We start from the raw sequence: 16,917 nt of genomic DNA, 5'->3' as shown, positions 1-16,917 counted from the left end.
ATCGCCTGTCGCGGCATTGCGCCAGTCGGGACAGACCCCGGCTGATGCAGATCGGTCGTCTTACAGCAGCAATTCCTGCGGACTCATCCGCCCGACCAGCCCGCCCCCGCGACGACGCGCCATCTCGGTCTCGGCGGTAAACCGCACGTCCGGATCGCGATCGGTGAGGAACTTGACCAGACTTTCCTCCTCGATCTCGCGCCATTCCTTGCCGCGATCGGGGCCGTAGCGAACGCGCGGCAGCAGCCCGGGCTCGCTAGACCATTGGATCAACTGTGCTACCGATGCCTCGTTCAACTGGTCGCGCAAGTGATGCGCGGTGACATAGGCGTCGGGGAAGGCGCGGTGCGCCGGCAGGCCGCGCTCATGGTCCAGCCCGGCCGGTTTGCGCCAGTAACGCAAAACCTGGTTGGAATAACTGGGCGAATCCGGCCACAGCCGCAGCGCGCATTTCCATGTGCAGATCCAGTCCGCGCCATGCGTCAGCGCAGGCGTGCAGAACTGCTCCTCGAACGCCGAACGGTGCGCCGCCAGCGCGATGCGGCGCGGGTACGGATCGAGCACCTGGCGCGCGACATCGTGCCACCACGGCGCGTCGGCGACGTCCTCATCGCGAATATGGTGGATCGCCTGTGTCACCGCAGGCATCGGCCGCCCAGGATTGACGAGGATGTTGCCCCCTTTGCCGTACAATTCCCAGCGCCCGTCCGCACCGAGCGCAACATCCTGCCAGCCGACCTCGCACACCGCATGCGCGGGCGGCGCCGAGCCGGTTGTTTCGAGGTCGATGACGCGGATGATCTGCGATTGCGTGCGACGGGGATACATCATGCCGTCGCGATGTGGGGCTTTCGTGTGCGAATTGCCATGCCGCACGGAAAAGAGCCCCGGGCCGTCCGGTCCGAGGCTCCCGTTCCCGGCGCCCCTTCGTCAGCGGGGCACACGCTTCGGCGGATCAATAAGTGCCCGAGAAGCTGCTGTTCAGGTTCGTGTCCTTGTCGGAGGCGGTGCTCGAACCCGTCGTACCGCCGGCGGTCGAACCGGGCGTAGTGCCAGAAGCCGACCCCGCAGTCGCGGTGCTGCCTGTCGCGCCGTAAGACGACGTGCTGTTCGACCCAGTCGCCCCGGTCGTCGACGACGACGTCTTGCGGTCGCGATCGCCGTAGCCGAACATCGCCTGATTCTGCTCTTCGTTGCGCCAATGCTGCTTGGCTTCGTCGGCGGTCTTGGACAGCGTCACCTTCTTGTCCTCGACCGACTTGATCCAGCGCGACGGGATCGAATGGTGCTGGCCGCCGGCATCGGCATCGTTCTTGGTCAGCAGGATGCGGTCGCCGCGCACCTTGTCGACCGTGCCGACGTGCGCGCCATCCGAACCGAGCACTTCGTCATGCTCCTTCACCTTGTCCAGCGACGCGCGCTGCGTCTGGCGTTCGCTGCGGAAGGTGGAGAATTCGTTCTCGAAGCGCGAGCGATTCTCCTGCCGATATTCGTCGTAATCGCGATCCAGCGCGGCGATCTGCCCCGAACGCCAGTTATGGTAGTCGCTGTCGCGATCCGAGCGGCCTTGCTGCTGGTAATAGCGCTCGTCATAGCGGCTGTCGGCCTCGCGGCGGCGCTCGGCCTCCTCATCGCCGAACCAGCTGCGCACTTCGTCGCCTGCGCGTGCGAAGAAGCCGCGATCCTCGTAGTCGTAGCCCTGCGGCTGGCGGCCGTAATCGGCACCGCGGTCGCGGTGACGCGCCTGACCGCGGTTGCGGTAATTGTCGTCATCGTCGTGCGCGTGCTGGCCGACGTCGTTGAAGCGGCGACCATCCGAGGCGTAGCTGCCGTGATATTCGCCGCCTTGGCCGCTCGACTGGCCATAGCGCGACTGGCCGTACTGCTGGCCGTAATTGCCTTGGCGTTCGCTGTAGCGATCGCGATAATCGCCGCGCTGCTGCCCGCGATAGCCGCGGTCGTCATCGTCGCGGCCATAGCTGCCGAAGCCGCCCTGCTGGCGGCCGTAGCCTTCGCGCTGGCCGTAACTGTCATGACCGTAATCGTTGCGACCGTAGGACCCGCGCCCGTAGGCGCCACGCTGGCCATAATCGTCGCGTTGGCCATAATCGTCGCGCTGGCCGTAGGAGCCGCGCTGGCCGTACGACTCCCGCTGGCGATGCGATTCGCGGTCGCCGCGCTCGCCATCGCGGTCGAACGCGCCAGCTGCCTGGTAGTCGCGCGCGCTGGAATAGCTGCCGCTGCGGCCCGAGCCATAGTCGCGGCCATAGTCCTGCGTCTCGCTGCGTCCGTAGTAATCGCCCTTCGGGTCGGTACCGCGCGGATAGCGTTCATAGCCCATGATGATTCTCCTGCGTCAGACACGCGATGCGCACCGCTTCGGCGGCGTCGCACCGGTGCCACAGGAAAGCTGATCCAGCGCAATCGTTCCTGTCGTTTCGCCAGGGCAACGGACTTTCATCCCGCATGTGGCTCGGGTTGTCCGCCGACGAAAGTTCAAGGAGTGGCGCCAACGGCTGTTGCATCGCCGGCAGATCGCGTCTAAGGGCGTCGCTCCCGGCCAATACCGGGTATCGGCGGGCGGGGCTGTAGCTCAGATGGGAGAGCGCTGCAATCGCACTGCAGAGGTCAGGGGTTCGATTCCCCTCAGCTCCACCACCCGCCGCCGATGACAAATCCCGCCATTGCCGCTGATGCCATTCCCGCCGCGACCCTGATCGTGATGCGCGATCGCAGCGGCGCCGATCCTGAGATCCTGATGGTCGAGCGAGCGGGCGCGATGGCGTTCGCGCCGGGCGCCATGGTGTTTCCCGGCGGTCGGGTCGACCCTGCCGATGTCTCTCTGGCGCAGATGCTTAGCCCGGCCGACCTGGACGACGGCGCGGCCCGCATCGCCGCGATCCGCGAGACGATCGAGGAGGCCGGGCTACCTATCGGGCTGTCAGCGATGCCCGACGCCGCCGCGCTGGCGACGCTGCGCACGGCCCTGCGGCGCGGCGTGCCGTTCGGCCCGGCGCTCGCCGCGATCGGCGCGACGCTTGCGACCGATGCGCTGGTGCCGTTCGCGCGATGGTGCCCCGCCCACCGGATCGTGCGACGCTTCGACGCGCGCTTCTATCTGGCCGCGCTGCCTGCGGACGCACCCGCGCCGCAGGTCGACGGTACCGAGAACGTCCGGCTGTGCTGGGCGAGCGCGCGCGCGGTGCTGGACGATGCCGCCGCCGGGCGACTGACGCTGATCTTTCCCACCCGGCGCAACCTGGAACGGCTTGCCCTGTTTCGAACGCATGCCGCGGCGGTCGCGGACGCGCGGGCGCGCCCGTCGCGGACGATCGTTCCTTGGCTCGAACAGCGAAACGGGGAGGACTATCTCTGCATTCCGGACGATCTCGGCTATCCGATCACCGCCGAGCGGCTGGACGCCGTGCAGCGCGGATAGCACGCGGCGTTCGCCGGCTGATGGCGTGGGCCGTCGCGCTGCTGCTGCTCGGGACGCTGGCGCTGGTCGCGTGGGGCACGTTGCGCGGGCGGCCGCAGGATCTGCCGTGGACTCCGCTCGACCTTGGGCAGCCGATCGGCGCGTTCACCGGGCGCAAGCTGACCGCGCTGGCCGGTGATGCGCCGGCGTGCCGCGGGCTGCTGACGCAATCGGGCGTTCGCTACACCGCGCTACCCACCCGCCGCGACGGGCAATGCGGCTATGACGATGCGGTGCGGCTGATCGAAGGCGGCGCACGCAAGGTGGCGCTGTCGCCTGCCGGGATCGGGATCGCCTGCCCGATCGCCGCCGCGCTCGCGATGTGGGAATGGGACGTGGTCTCGCCGGCCGCGCGCCGCCATTTCGACGCGCAAGTCGTTCGCGTCGATCATTTCGGCAGCTATTCGTGCCGCCGCCTCTACGGTCGCGACGCGGGCGCCTGGAGCGAACATGCCAGCGCAAACGCGATCGACATCGCGGGCTTCCGGCTATCGGACGGGACGCGGATCAGCGTGGCGCGCGACTGGCAGGGTAGCGGCACGGATCGGGAAACCAAAGCCGCGTTCCTGCGCGAGGTGCGCGACGGGGCGTGCCGGCTGTTCGCCACCGTGCTGTCCCCGGATTACAATGCCGCGCACCACGACCACTTCCATTTCGATCAGGCAGAACGCGGGGCGGCGGGATGGCGGGCGTGCCGCTGATCCGGCTGGACGCGCGCGCGTGGCAGACGCGCGAGCATTTCCGGGCGGCGCTGCTGCCGGCGCTCGGCGCGCCAGCATGGCACGGTCGCAATCTCAACGCACTGTACGCCGGTCTGGTCGCCGGAGAGGATCGCGTTCGTCCGCCGTTAATGGTCGAGATCGTGGTCGCGCGCCCCCTGCCCGGGCGCTGACCGAGTACCTTCACCGCGCACGCAGGGTGTTCGACGATGCGGGCCGTGATATCGGTGTGCCGATCCCGCCCCGCTTCGCCTGACGATCAGTGCGGCAGCGCGGCGGTGTCGACCTTTTCGACCCAGTGCGGGAAGAACGACGGCTGACGCGAGGACCATCCCGATGCGGTCGCCGCCGCCTCGCTGATCGACTGGAGTAGCCGGCGGCGCAATTCGGGGTGCAGCTGCGGCATCGCGGCGGCAGCGCAGAAGGCGGACGGCAGCCATGGGCGCACCTTCGCGCCAACCAGTCGCTCGAAAAGGAAGCGAAATGCCGAGAAGGACGTGATCCTCCCCTGCCCCAGGTCGAAGGCCGCCAGCGTGATCAGCGGCGCCAGCACCTGCTCGGCAGCGTCCAACCCACTATCGTCGGGGACGACGGCGCGGATCGCGGGCAGACGACGATAATGCTGCGCCTGCGCACGGATACTCGCCGCCTCGACAACGTCGCGCGACCACCGCGCCAGCGCATCGTCCCGGTCGAGCCCGACGTCGAGGCTGCGACGGATATACCGCTGCGTCGCCGCCGGGAAGGTCGCGAACTCCTTCATCTCGGCGAGTGTCATCGCGCCTTCGGCCGCCTTCATTCTACCCATCGCCACACCCCGCCGTGCAAGATCCAACGCCCGGAAGAATGCAGCAAAGTGGTTAACACTTAGCTTAACGATGCCGTCTTCCGGCCGTCATAAATCAGCACGCCCCGTGCCGCACCGCAACATGGATGCGACGAACGGAGGAGCCGGGAACGAAAACGACAGTAAAGCGCCACCGATCGGCAACGATCGGTCGCAGCGCGGATCATGCGTCGCGCTGGCGCTCGGCCTCCTCGGCCGCATCGAAGCCCGATGACGGCGCCGGCTCGCTGCGCCCCGGCTGCGTGATCGACACCGGATCGGAAGCGTCCATCGTCTCGTCCAGACCCTCGTCCAGCCGCGCATCGTCACTGTTCGGGTGCTTCGACAGCCGCTTGTCGATCGAGCGGTCCTGCCCCGCATCCTGCCGAGGATCCTTCGATCCGCCCGAATTGCCGGCGGTGGGCGCAACCGACAGGCTGTCGAGCGCGCGCTCGTCGATTCCGCTCGCTTCGGTCATCTCATACCCTCCTCGTCCGGACATATTCGCTTACACGTCAACGCCGGATCGCGGCGGGCGTTCCTGTTCCAGCCGCCGAACCGCGACGCGCTGCTCCCACAAGGTGGCCGCGCCGAAGATGGTCATGAACGCGATGTCGGTGGCATCGCGCCCGACACCGACGCGCGCCATCTCGTCGGCGCGTGCCATCCCGGTCGCATCTAGCAAGTGCCAGGCGCCATCCAACCATACCTCAGCGACGGCATGAAAATCGGGCGGGTCGACGCCGGGCGCATAGACCGACACGCACCGCGCCGGAATCCCCGCGGCGCGCGCCAGCGCAACCAGCAGGTGCGCATAGTCGCGACACACGCCGCGCCGCTCGGCAAAGGTATGCAGCGCACCGCCGCCAAGCGGCGCCGGCGCATATTCGAGGTTGGTGCGCACCCAATCGGCCAGGGCCACCGCCAGTGCGCCGCCGGACAGCCCGCCGAAGGTGCGCCGCACGAAATGGTCGAACCGATCCGCCTCGCAATACCGGCTGGGCAGCAGGTACGGGATCGTCGCGGCGGGCAGGCGCGCCGCCGGCGTTGCGGGCAGTTCGTCCAGCCGCACCACCGCGCGATCAATCGTCACCGTCGCGGTGTAACGCGCTACGAGCCGTCCCTCTCCCCGTGCCCAGCACCGCTGCCCGATCCCCTCCTCGCCTGCGACCGCGCGGATCGGATGGTCCGATTCGATCACCAGCGACTGCGCCTCCAGGAACTGATCGGGCGTCGCGGCCACCTCGATCTGCAGCAGCACGTCGGCGGGAAGCGGGAATCCGTAGTCGAGCACCGACTCGATCGACAAGCGCATCGGCGCAATCCTTTGCGAAGAGGAAGAAAAAAGGCCCGGCGGTCACCCGCCGGGCCTTTGACGTTCGTCACTCAATCCCCTGGATCAGTCGCGGTTCCCGCCGAACAGCCGCAGGATGAACAGGAACATATTGATGAAGTCGAGATAGAGGCTCAGCGCCGACATCACGACCGCCTTGCCAACCATCTCCGGGCCGTAGCCCGCAACCTGGAGGTACAGGCTCTTGGTCCGCTGCGTGTCATAGGCGGTCAGACCCGCGAACAGCAGGACGCCGACCAGCGAGATCAGGAGTCCCATCGGGCCCGACTGAACGAACATGTTGATCAGGCTGGCGACGATCAGACCGACCAGACCGATGATCAGGAAGGTGCCGAACGCCGACAGGTCACGCTTCGTCGTGTAGCCGTAGAGGCTCAGCGCCGCGAAGCCCGCCGCGGTGGCGGCGAACGCCTGCGCGATGGCGAGCGGCGAATAGACGAAGAAGATCGACGACAGCGACAAGCCCATCGCGACCGCGAAGCCCCAGAACATCGCCTTGAGCGTGGACGTCGAGAACTTGCCCTGCCCGAAGCTCATCGCGAACACGAACGCGAGCGGCGCCAGCGCCACGATCCAGCGCAGCGGCGTGCCGAACACTGCCTGAGCATAACCCGACAACGCGAATGCCAGGGCGACGATGCCGGTCAACAGCACGCCGGAGGCCATGTAGTTGTAGACGGACAGCATGTACGACCGCAGGCCGGCGTCGCGCGCCTCCGTGCGGGTGCCCGAAGCGGTCCCGCCGAACGGGGCAGCGGAGGGCCGGGGATCGGACCAATTGGCCATTGTCTCTTTGCTCCTTCATCCGAACGAATGGGTCGGACAGCGGGAATATCGCGCGTCGGTTCCCGTATTTCAAGGAAGCCGGCGACCCGCAACGGCCGCAGCAAAGGTTCGTTACAGCCCTATGCATCGCCTCTTCGTCGCCCTGCGTCCGCCGCCCGCGATCCGCACCTTGTTGCTCGATGCGATGGGCGGCCTACCTGGCGCGCGCTGGCAGGATGACGAGCAGTTGCACTGCACGGTCCGCTTCGTCGGCGAGGTCGACCGGCGCCAGGCCGAGGATGTCGCTGCCGCGCTCGCGACGGTCGCTGCCCCGACGCCCCGCGTGCGTATCGACGGCGTCGGCACGTTCGAGCGACGCGGACGCCTCGACACGTTATGGGCGCGCGTGCTGCCGGGCGAGCCGCTGGCGGCGCTTCATCGCAAGGTCGACCAGGCGCTTGCCCGCGCCGGGGTGGCCGCCGATCCACGCCGCTACCTGCCGCACGTCACGCTCGCGCGCTTCTCACGCAGCGCTGCAGACCCGGTGGCGACAGACCGCTGGATCGCCGACCACGCCGCCCTCGCCTCTCCCGATTTCACCATGCCGCACCTGACGCTGTACGAAAGCGTGCTCGCGCATGACGGCGCCCGCTACGAAGCGGTCGCGCGTTGGCCGCTGAATTAGCGTCCTTCCCTTGGCGGCCGGGTCTGATAGGCTCCGGGCAAAATCGGGAGGATGCATGGCCGGAGACGATGACGCCCGCGCGAGCGGCTATGCATGGTACGTGCTGGGGCTGCTGTTCCTGGTCTATGTCCTCAACTTCGTCGACCGGCAGGTGATCTCGATCCTTGCCGAGGACATCAAGCGCGACCTGAACCTGCGCGACGAGGATCTCGGCTTCCTCTACGGCACCGCCTTCGGCGTATTCTACTCCCTCTTCGGCATCCCGCTCGGGCGGTTGGCGGACAATTGGCATCGGGTACGCCTGATGACCGCCGGGCTGTCCCTGTGGTCGGCGATGACCGCCTTTTCGGGCCTGTCGGCGAGCGGCACCCAATTGGCCGCGGCACGCGTCGGCGTCGGCATCGGAGAGGCGACCGCGTCCCCTTCCGCTTATTCGCTGATCTCCGATTATTTCCCAAGGAAGCGACGGGCCACCGCGCTGTCGATCTACTCGGCGGGCCTGTATGTCGGCGGCGGCTGCTCGTTGTTCATCGGTGGACTCATCGTCCAGAAATGGGATCACGCCTATCCCGCCGGCGGTCCGCTGGGGCTCGCCGGATGGCAGGCGGCATTCCTGGCGGTCGGGCTGCCGGGCCTGCTGCTCGCCGCGGTGGTCAGCACGCTCCGCGAGCCGGTGCGCGGCGCGATCGAAGGATTGCCGGCGCCGCCGGCCCATCCCGCCCCATTCCGCGCCTTCACCGATGAGTTGCTGACGATCCTGCCGCCGCTGACGCTGATCGGCGCCGCGCGGCTCGGCCAGCGTGCGCTCCTCGTCAACATGGTCGCGCTCGCCGTGACGATCGCGGTCGTGGCGGTGCTGCACCTCGCAGGCGAGCCGCTGCCGCAATGGATCGCGGTCGGGGTCGGCGCCTATGCGGTCTTTTCCTGGGGCTGTGCCTTGCGTCATCGCGATCCGCCCACCTACGCGCTGATCGTCGGCACCCCCGCCTTCCTGTGCACGGTCGTCGCTTATGGCCTCAACGCTTTCATGGCCTATGCCGCGAGCTTCTGGGCCGCACCGTACGCCATCCGCGTGCTCGGCGTGTCACCTGCCGAAGCCGGGCTGTTCATCGGCGGCTCGGGCGCGGCGGCGGGGTTCATCGGGGTGACGACGGGCGGGCTGATCGCGGACCGGATGCGCCGCCGCAACCCGGCCGGAAGATTGGTGCCGGTGATCGCCAGCGCGGTGCTGCCGGTGCCCTTCATGATCGCAGGGTACACGACCGTCACCCCGGTCGTGCTCTACACCTGCGTCTTCTGCGCGCAGGTGTTCGCGGCATGGGGGCTCGGCGCCGCGGCGGCGGCGACGCAGGATCTGGTCCTGCCAAGGATGCGCGGCACCGCCACCGCGACCTTCTTCATCGGCACGACACTGATCGGGCTGGCGCTGGGGCCGTATCTCGCCGGCCGTATCTCGACGCTGACCGGCAGTCTGTCGACGGGGATGCTGTCGCTGCTGCTCAGCGTGCCGCTCACGCTCGTGGCGGGGCTGGTCGCCTATCGTCGCTTCCCCGCCGCCGAGCGCACGCGCGAGGCGCGCGCACGGGCGGCGGGCGAGCCGATCTGACCTCAGGCCGGCTGGAAGACGCCGCAGGCGATCCGGCCACCCGAATTGCCGCTGGGATCGGTCATCAGGTCGTCGGGGCCGGCGTGAACGACCATCGCGGCGCCGTCCGCGTCCATCAACCCGGCGAGCGTTGCGCCCGGGATGACCGCACCGATCGTACCGCGGCCATCGGCGGCGATCACGAGGTTTGGCAGGTCGCCCTCGTGCGGGCCCTGCGGGTTCATCGTCCCGTGCTTCTTCTGGTTCGGGTTCCAGTGGCCGCCCGCGGTGGTGAAGTCCGGCGCGTCGCAGCGTCCGGTCGTGTGGACGTGCGCGCCGTGCGTGCCCGCCGGCATCCCCGTTGCGTCGACGGTGAAGCGAACTCCGCCAGCCACTTCGGTTGCGGTCGCGCGGCCCACTGGGGTTCCGGTCGAACTCATCAGCATCGCCACCGCGCGTGCGCCGCCCGCGACCGGCGTGCCGGTGTCCATCTTGCCTTCGTCGTTGCAGGCCGCCAGCACCAGCGTCGCCACACCGATCCCCGCCACCATCGCCATCCGTCGCATCGCTCGTCCTCCTCCACTGAAGTCTGGCCGGGCAACCCGCTGCGCCCGGCAGGGTTCCGGCGCCTTAGCGGTGCCCGCTGGCGATCAGCGCCGCGATCCGCTTGCCGAGGTACGCCGCCTGCACGATCGCCAGCGCCAGAGCGACATTCAGCACGACGATCTCGATCAGGAAGAACCACAAGGGCGTGCCCGCCATCATGCTCAGCCCCAGGAGGATCGTGCGCGGGTTCGCCCCCAGTGCGGCCAGCAGTGGCAGCGCCCGCGAGCCGACCTCGCGCGCGATGCCAGCGATCCGCCGCCGCTCGGGCGGATCGGCCTCCGCGCTGGCGACGAGCGCGTTCACCCGCTGCGTCGGGCGCGACAGCGCGTGCCACACGCTCAGGTACAGGTTGGACAGCGCCACGCCGATGCCACCGCCCTCGGCCTTCGCGTTCTGCAGCCACGGCGTATTATAAGCCCACCATTGATAGGTACGGCGCTGGCTCTCCGCGAACACCGACTGCACGGCGCGGCTGAAGCCGGCCACAATCGCGATCGGCCATGCGATCCAGCCGATCCGGTCGTCCAGCGCGCCGGCCAGCAGCAGGTAGAGCACGCCGTGCCCGGCATAGTCGCACAGCCCGTCGACGATCTCGCCCGAGGGCGAAGCGCGCCCCGACATCCGCGCCAGCGCTCCGTCTGCACCGTCAACGACATGCCACGCGCAATGCAGGAAGAAGCCGAGCGCGATCGCTGCCGGCGTCGCGACCCAGGCATAGAGGACCGCGGTGACCATCACCATGACGGCGCCGGCGACCGACACCATGTTCGGCGTGATCGGAGTCGGCACCAATGCGCGTGCCAGCCGGTGCGCCAGCGGATGGTAAATCGTCCGGTTCAGAAAACCCTGCAACTCGCGCGGCTTTCCCGCCACAGCCGTTTCAGATTCGTTCACGCGGTCCCTCGCGAGATTGCCCCACGGCGCCTATACAGGGCATCGGCTCGCTTGACAGATGCCTCGTATCTGTCACGAAGCGGCAACGTTTTTGTTTATCGTCCGGCTAAGCGCCGGCAAGTGGGGTAGAATGGCGACGATCAAGGTTGCGGTTATCGGTGTCGGCAACTGCGCAAGCAGCCTCGTACAGGGGAAATATCATTACGCCGGCAGCAATACCGCCGCGGGCCTGATCCACGAGGACATCGGCGGCTACAAGGTCGGCGACATGGAATTCGTGGCTGCGTTCGACGTCGACTCGCGCAAGGTCGGGCTCGATCTGGGCGAGGCGATCTTCGCCAAGCCGAACTGCACCAAGGTGTTCCATGCCGACGTGCCGAAGACCGGCACCATCGTGAAGATGGGGGCCAAGCTGGACGGCGTCGCGCCGCACATGCTGACCGCCGCCAACGATCGCGGGTTCGAGATCAATGACACGCGCGACGCCGAAAAGGCGGAAATCGTTGCCGAGCTGAAGAACTCGGGCGCCGAAATCCTGGTCAACTTCCTGCCCGTCGGCAGCCAGGAGGCGACCGAATTCTACATGGAATGCGCGCTGGAGGCCGGTCTCGGCGTCGTCAACTGCATGCCCGTGTTCATCGCGTCGCGCCCGGAATGGGAGAAGAAGTTCGCGGATGCCGGCCTGCCGATCATCGGCGACGACGTGAAGGCGCAGGTCGGTGCGACCATCGTCCACCGCGTGCTGTCGAACCTGTTCGGACAGCGCGGCGTGACGATCGATCACACCTATCAGCTGAACACCGGCGGCAACACCGACTTCATGAACATGCTCGACCGCAACCGGCTGGCGAGCAAGAAGGAGTCGAAGACCGAGGCGGTGCAGGCGGTGATCGCCGAGCGGCTGGCGGACGAGAACATCCACGTCGGCCCGTCGGACTACATCCCGTGGCTGGGCGACAACAAGCTCTGCTTCCTGCGGCTGGAGGGCGACCTGTTCGGCGGCGTGCCGATGAACCTGGAGCTGCGGCTGTCGGTCGAGGATTCGCCGAATTCGGCGGCGGTCGTGGTCGATGCGATCCGTTGCGTGAAGCTGGGGCTGGAGCGCGGGATCGGCGGCGCGCTGGAAGGTCCGTCGGCGTTCTTCTGCAAGCACCCGCCCCAGCAGGTGACGGACGACGTGGCGGCGGCGATGACCAACGAGTTCATCCACGCCGACGCACGCCTCGCCGCCGAGTAAGGAAGCCTTGCGTTGCACGCGCTGATCGTCGCGGCCGGCTACGGCAGCCGGCTGCGCGAGGTGTCCCCATCCAAGCCGTTGACGCTCGTCCATGGCGTGCCGCTGATCGAGCGCGTGCTACGTGCCGCCATCGCCGGCGGGGTGACCGCCGTGACGGTGGTCACCGGTCATGAGGCGGAGCGGCTCGAGCGGCACCTGGCGCTCGCCGCCGCGACGCTGGGCGTCCCTGTCACGTGCGTGCGGACGCCCGATTGGTCGTTGCCCAACGGCCACTCGGTGCTGACCGGCGCTGCGGCGGTCGGCGCGCGCCGCCACCTGCTGATGATGGCGGATCATCTGGTCGACCCCGCGTTGATCGCCCGTGTCGCGGCGGCACCCGACGCCGCGCTGGTGCTGGGGGTCGACCGCCGGCTCGGCAACCCGCTTGTCGACCTCGACGATGTTACCCGTGTGCGGACCGATGGCGATCGGATCGTCGCCATCGGCAAGCACCTGCCCGACTACGATTGCTACGACACCGGCGTTTTTGCGGTCGATGCCCGCTTCCACGCCGCGCTCCGCGCCTCCATTGCCGGGGGCGGCGCCGGGTCGATCTCGGCTGGCGTCGAGGCGCTGGCCGCGGCGGGCGGCGCTCGCGTCGCCGACATCGGCGACGGCTGGTGGCTGGACGTCGACGATCCCCGCGCCCTGGCGCAGGCCGAGGCCGCAATGGCGGCGTACGACGCGCATCAACACGCCGCCTGACAGCAACAAAATCTCACTCTCCAGCGCGGAACGCGCCGATAACATCGGTTATTCACACCGGCATTCTTCCTTGCCGGAGCGCTACGCATGAGCCACGATCATCGCCACCTGACGCATCGCAGCTTCGCCGGCTGGCCAGCGCTACTGGCGATCTGCGTCCTGATCGCAGGAGTGCTGTACCTGACGATCGGCCGCAACGAGCCGACCGTCCGCGTCAAACCCGCGACCGGCTCTGCGCAGGCGATGGCGCTTGCCGCCGAGCAGTCCGGGACGGCGAAGGACCCGCGTCGATAGATCACGCGTCGGTGACGGATCGTCGACGGGCGTCACGGCGTTGAGACTATATGACCGACCCCGTTGATCCGCAGCACCGCCGCCGGCCCGCCTTCGACAAGGACTCCGGCAAATTCGGCCAGGGCTACACGCTCGACGACGAGCGCCGCCTGGGCGACGAGATGCCCGCCGGCTCCGTCGCGCCGAAGCCGTCGCAAGTGCCTGAGGGCACCACCGACGCCGGTCGCCGGGCCTCCTTCGACCCGGAGACGGGCGAAGTCCGCGGCAGCGGTTCGAGTGCGGGCGGCGGTCACGACGGCGAAGACCCGGACGCGGACAGCGCCGGTGGCCACGGTGCGCCGCTGACCGGTAAAGGCAGCGATCATCACGACTGATCTTCGCGTTCTCCGGCTCCTCAAGTCGTGCCGGCAGAAGGTGGTCCGTCGCTTGCTCGGTGCCCATCAAGCCAGCTAAGGGGTCATGAAGCGGCCTTGACCTATGCGGACGCCGCTCACCTCGCCATGTCCGGAGAGAACGAGCGTCCGTCGACGAGCCTTCGGCTTGAGCCGGTCTACTCCAGCCCCTCGGCCCGCTCGTCCACGTGCGTCTCTTCCTTCGACGCCAATGCGCCGTCCTCGACGATCGCGAGCAGTTCGCGCGCGCCATACGGCTTGGCGAGCAGATGACCCTCGGGCAGCACATCGCTGACCGCACTCACGTCGCCGCTCGCCACCACGATACGAATGCCCGGCCGCAGTTCCGCGGCACGCTCTGCCAGCTCCAGCCCCGACGAGCCCGGCAAATGCACGTCGGTGACCAGCACGTCGATCGGCGCGGTCTGGAGTGCCGCCATCGCTTCCTCGGCGCTGGCGGCATCGACCACCACGTGCCCGGCCTCCTGCAACACCTCGGCTGTGGCGCTGCGGATCAGCGCATCGTCCTCGACCAGCAGGATGGTACGACGCGCCTCCGTCGGCATCGGCGCCGGGCGGGTCGGCGCGACGGCCGGTATCTCGGCCACGCTCCGCTGCCGCTGACCTTGGTTGGCCAACACATGCCGCACCTTCCGCGCCAGTGCCTCGCGCGTATAGGGTTTGGACAATAGCTCGAGCCCGGCGTCCAGCCGCCCGCCATGGACGATCGAGTTCTCGGTATAGCCGCTGGTGAACAGCACCGCGATGTCCGGAAGCCGCTGCCGCGCCTTGCGCGCCAGTTCGGGACTCTTGAGCGTCCCAGGCATCACCACGTCGGTAAACAGCAGATCGATGGGAATACCGCTTTCCACCACGCTCAGCGCGCTTTGTGCGTCGACGGCCTTGAGCACCCAGTAGCCCAGGTCGCCGAGCATCTCGACCACCGTCGCGCGGACCTCGTCGTCGTCCTCGACCACCAGCACCGTCTCGGTTCCGCCGGTGATCGGGCCGTTGTCGATTACGACCTCCAGATCCTCGCTTTCCATCGCGCGTGGCAGGTAGAGGCGGATCGTCGTGCCATGCCCGGGCTCCGAATACAGGTTCACGTGCCCGCCGGATTGCTTGACGAAGCCATAGACCATCGACAACCCAAGCCCCGAGCCCTTGCCCTCCGCCTTCGTGGAGAAGAACGGCTCGAACACCTTGGCCATCACGTCGTCGGACATGCCGCAGCCGGTGTCGCTGACTGCCAGCATCACATATTGGCCGGGCACCACCTCGTCGTGGCGGCGGGCATAATCGTCATCGAGATGCGCGTTCGCCAGCTCGATGGTCAGCTTGCCCTGCCCTTCCATCGCGTCGCGCGCGTTGATCGCGAGGTTCAGCAGCGCATTCTCGATCTGGCCGGGGTCGATGAAGGTGTTCCACAAGCCGCCGCCGAAGATCGTCTCCACCTCGATCCCCTCGCCGATCGCGCGGCGCAGCATGTCGTCCATCCCGCGCACGAAGCGGGTGACGTTGACGACCTTGGGCTCCAGCGCCTGTCGCCGCCCGAACGCCAGCAGCTGCGCTGCCAGCCGCGAGCCGCGCGACACGCCCGCCAGCGCGTTGGCGACGCGCGTCTCCGCCCGCTGGTTGCCGGCGATGTCCTTTTGCAGCAGCTGGAGGTTGCCCGAGACGACCTGCAACAGATTGTTGAAGTCGTGCGCGACGCCGCCGGTCAGCTTGCCCACCGTCTCCATCTTCTGCGCCTGCGCCAGCTTGCGCTCGGCGACATGGCGCGACGCGATCTCGTCGATGACGCGCGTCTCCAGCGTCTCGTTGAGCTGGCGCAGCTGCTCCTCGGCGCGCTCACGATGCCGCACCTGCCGCTCGAGTTGCTCGGCATGGTCGCGCAACGCGGCCTCGGCGGCGCGCTGGTGCGTGATGTCGGTGTGGACGCCGACCCATTCCGCGATTTCGCCGCGCGCGTCGATGCGCGGCACGGCACGTATCGCGAACGTCCGCCACGTCCCGCAATGCCGCCGCACGCGATGTTCGAACACGAAGGTCGACTTGGACGCCACCGCCTTCTGCCACGCCGCGACCGTGGGCTGCGCGTCGTCGGGGTGAACCGCATCGGCCCAGCCGAAGCCCTGATATTGCTCGGGCGTCTGCCCGGTCAGCATCGCCCAACCGAGCTGCTCGCCGACCATTCTCCCCTCGGCATCGTTGGTCCACAGCACGCCGTGCATCGCCTCTACGGCGGCGCGGAACCGCGCATTGCTGTCGTTCAACGCTTCCTCGCGCAACGCGCGGTCCTCGATGTCGAGCACGATCACCTGGAAGCCGACCACAATTCCCACGGCGTTGCGCCGCGGGAGGTAGCGGATGTCCGCACGTCGCCACGATCCGTCGCCGTGGCGGATCAACTCGTCCCCGACGATCGTCTCGCCCGCCAGCGCCCGCTCCATGAACGGGCGGCGACGCTCGAAATTTTCCGCGCCGATCACGTCGCGGGTGTGGTGCCCGACGACCTGGTCGACGCCGATCCCGAACCAGTCGGTATAATATTGGTTGGCGTAGCGATAGACGAGGTCGCGGTCGATGAACGACACCAGCAGCGGCAGCGCGTCGGTGACGGTGCGCAGCTCTGCCTCGCTCGCCGCCACGCGCTGCTCCAGCGTCAGCCGGGCCGTATTGTCGATCACGGTGCACAGGACGCCGCCGACCGATCCGTCGCCCTCGAACACCGGCGTGTAGAACAGATCGAAATAGAGCTGCACCGGCTGCCCGTCGCGGACCAACGTCATCGGTTGGTCGCGGTAGCTGACGACCTCGCCGTTCATGCCGCGGTCGATGACCGCCTGGTTCCAGTCACGGATCTCGGGAAAGATCGTCGCCGCGGTGCGACCCATTGCCGCAGGGTGCCGCGTCCCCGCGATCTCGCGATAGGCATCGTTGTAGAGCATGACGCCGTCGCGACCCCACATCAGCACCTTGGGCACCGGCGAATTCACGACGTTCGCCACCGTCACGCGCAGCGCGGGCGACCAGCGATCCACCGGACCCAGCGCGTGGCGCGACCAGTCGGCCTCGCGAATCATCGCGCCGGTCTCGCCGCCGCCGACCGGCCAGTCCGCCCGCGCAGTCTCGCGCGCGCCCGGCTGATCGCGCAACAGCTTCAGGGCGGTGCGCACCACCTCGCTGGCATTGCCATAGTCGCCGGTCGCGAGGCTGTCGGTGATGAACGACTCCAGTTCCGGAGTGAGCGACACGTTGCGCGCTTGTCGTTGGGCCATACTGCGATCTTCTGCCTCGCCGAACCCTGTGTCAATCAGTGACACATACCCGGCTTA

At 68.1% G+C, this 16,917-nt stretch carries 18 protein-coding genes and 1 tRNA gene; 10 read left to right on the top strand and 9 right to left on the bottom strand.

The window, feature by feature from the left end; translation table 11 throughout:
• Window positions 1–60 precede the first annotated feature (60 nt).
• Window positions 61–831: a 3'-5' exonuclease gene (locus tag J2Y58_RS13400; protein WP_310103883.1), complete on the bottom strand. Its 771-nt coding sequence runs from the start codon at window positions 829–831 to the stop codon at window positions 61–63.
• Between the two features lie 124 nt (window positions 832–955).
• A complete protein-coding gene (locus tag J2Y58_RS13395) occupies window positions 956–2,341 on the bottom strand; it encodes a DUF2171 domain-containing protein (RefSeq protein ID WP_310103881.1) in 1,386 nt (461 codons plus the stop codon).
• Between the two features lie 241 nt (window positions 2,342–2,582).
• On the opposite strand from J2Y58_RS13395, the gene J2Y58_RS13390 reads away from it, so the two are divergent.
• The 4 genes from J2Y58_RS13390 (at window position 2,583) to J2Y58_RS13375 (ending at window position 4,370) form a co-directional block, all read left to right on the top strand.
• Window positions 2,583–2,658 (top strand) — tRNA-Ala (locus tag J2Y58_RS13390).
• Between the two features lie 10 nt (window positions 2,659–2,668).
• A complete protein-coding gene (locus tag J2Y58_RS13385) occupies window positions 2,669–3,439 on the top strand; it encodes an NUDIX domain-containing protein (RefSeq protein WP_310103879.1) in 771 nt (256 codons plus the stop codon).
• 20 nt (window positions 3,440–3,459) lie between these two features.
• The gene (locus tag J2Y58_RS13380; protein WP_310103878.1) at window positions 3,460–4,179 is read left to right on the top strand and encodes an extensin family protein; all 720 of its coding nucleotides are present in this window, start codon (window positions 3,460–3,462) and stop codon (window positions 4,177–4,179) included.
• Window positions 4,161–4,370, top strand: a complete 210-nt coding sequence (locus J2Y58_RS13375) for a barstar family protein (protein WP_310103876.1) — start codon at window positions 4,161–4,163, stop codon at window positions 4,368–4,370. Before J2Y58_RS13380 ends, J2Y58_RS13375 begins: the two co-directional genes overlap by 19 nt.
• Window positions 4,371–4,456: 86 nt before the next feature.
• On the opposite strand, the gene J2Y58_RS13370 is transcribed toward J2Y58_RS13375, so the two are convergent.
• The 4 genes from J2Y58_RS13370 to J2Y58_RS13355 all read right to left on the bottom strand — a co-directional run bounded on the left by J2Y58_RS13370 (window position 4,457) and on the right by J2Y58_RS13355 (window position 7,163).
• Entirely contained in the window at window positions 4,457–4,996 is a 540-nt protein-coding gene (locus J2Y58_RS13370; protein WP_405053105.1) for a hypothetical protein, read from the bottom strand.
• A gap of 211 nt (window positions 4,997–5,207) precedes the next feature.
• A complete protein-coding gene (locus J2Y58_RS13365; RefSeq protein WP_310103872.1) occupies window positions 5,208–5,501 on the bottom strand; it encodes a hypothetical protein in 294 nt (97 codons plus the stop codon).
• A gap of 30 nt (window positions 5,502–5,531) precedes the next feature.
• A complete protein-coding gene (locus J2Y58_RS13360) occupies window positions 5,532–6,338 on the bottom strand; it encodes a transglutaminase family protein (protein ID WP_310103870.1) in 807 nt (268 codons plus the stop codon).
• 84 nt (window positions 6,339–6,422) lie between these two features.
• A complete protein-coding gene (locus J2Y58_RS13355; protein ID WP_310103868.1) occupies window positions 6,423–7,163 on the bottom strand; it encodes a Bax inhibitor-1/YccA family protein in 741 nt (246 codons plus the stop codon).
• Between the two features lie 121 nt (window positions 7,164–7,284).
• Here J2Y58_RS13355 and thpR point away from each other — a divergent pair, with 121 nt between their 5' ends.
• Together thpR and J2Y58_RS13345 are read left to right on the top strand one after the other, a co-directional pair.
• On the top strand, window positions 7,285–7,827 hold the full coding sequence (gene thpR, locus J2Y58_RS13350) for an RNA 2',3'-cyclic phosphodiesterase (RefSeq protein WP_310103866.1): 543 nt from the start codon (window positions 7,285–7,287) through the stop codon (window positions 7,825–7,827).
• 55 nt (window positions 7,828–7,882) lie between these two features.
• Window positions 7,883–9,433, top strand: coding sequence for an MFS transporter (locus J2Y58_RS13345; RefSeq protein ID WP_310103864.1), 1,551 nt, complete (start codon window positions 7,883–7,885; stop codon window positions 9,431–9,433).
• 2 nt (window positions 9,434–9,435) lie between these two features.
• On the opposite strand, the gene J2Y58_RS13340 is transcribed toward J2Y58_RS13345, so the two are convergent.
• The gene (locus tag J2Y58_RS13340; RefSeq protein WP_310103862.1) at window positions 9,436–9,978 is read right to left on the bottom strand and encodes a superoxide dismutase family protein; all 543 of its coding nucleotides are present in this window, start codon (window positions 9,976–9,978) and stop codon (window positions 9,436–9,438) included.
• A 64-nt stretch (window positions 9,979–10,042) separates the two neighbouring features.
• Window positions 10,043–10,912 carry a CDP-alcohol phosphatidyltransferase family protein gene (locus J2Y58_RS13335; protein WP_310103860.1) on the bottom strand — a complete coding sequence of 290 codons (870 nt, stop codon included), beginning with the start codon at window positions 10,910–10,912 and terminating at the stop codon, window positions 10,043–10,045.
• A 130-nt stretch (window positions 10,913–11,042) separates the two neighbouring features.
• Here J2Y58_RS13335 and J2Y58_RS13330 point away from each other — a divergent pair, with 130 nt between their 5' ends.
• From J2Y58_RS13330 to J2Y58_RS13315, 4 genes are all read left to right on the top strand, one after another.
• Complete coding sequence (locus tag J2Y58_RS13330; protein ID WP_310103858.1) at window positions 11,043–12,149, top strand: inositol-3-phosphate synthase; 1,107 nt, start codon at window positions 11,043–11,045, stop codon at window positions 12,147–12,149.
• Window positions 12,150–12,161: 12 nt separating this feature from the next.
• The gene (locus J2Y58_RS13325; RefSeq protein WP_310103856.1) at window positions 12,162–12,893 is read left to right on the top strand and encodes an NTP transferase domain-containing protein; all 732 of its coding nucleotides are present in this window, start codon (window positions 12,162–12,164) and stop codon (window positions 12,891–12,893) included.
• An 87-nt stretch (window positions 12,894–12,980) separates the two neighbouring features.
• Window positions 12,981–13,187 carry a hypothetical protein gene (locus tag J2Y58_RS13320; RefSeq protein WP_310103854.1) on the top strand — a complete coding sequence of 69 codons (207 nt, stop codon included), beginning with the start codon at window positions 12,981–12,983 and terminating at the stop codon, window positions 13,185–13,187.
• Window positions 13,188–13,237: 50 nt separating this feature from the next.
• Window positions 13,238–13,561: a hypothetical protein gene (locus J2Y58_RS13315; RefSeq protein WP_310103852.1), complete on the top strand. Its 324-nt coding sequence runs from the start codon at window positions 13,238–13,240 to the stop codon at window positions 13,559–13,561.
• A 176-nt stretch (window positions 13,562–13,737) separates the two neighbouring features.
• Here the strand turns inward: J2Y58_RS13315 and J2Y58_RS13310 are convergent, their stop codons facing one another.
• Window positions 13,738–16,860, bottom strand: a complete 3,123-nt coding sequence (locus J2Y58_RS13310; protein ID WP_310103850.1) for a type II toxin-antitoxin system ParD family antitoxin — start codon at window positions 16,858–16,860, stop codon at window positions 13,738–13,740.
• Window positions 16,861–16,917: the final 57 nt, after the last annotated feature.

It is taken from the genome of Sphingomonas sp. BE138, assembly GCF_031456125.1.
GTDB lineage: Bacteria > Pseudomonadota > Alphaproteobacteria > Sphingomonadales > Sphingomonadaceae > Sphingomonas.
The sequence above is the reverse complement of the archived record's forward strand: the minus strand, read 5'-3'. Positions and strand labels throughout refer to the sequence as shown.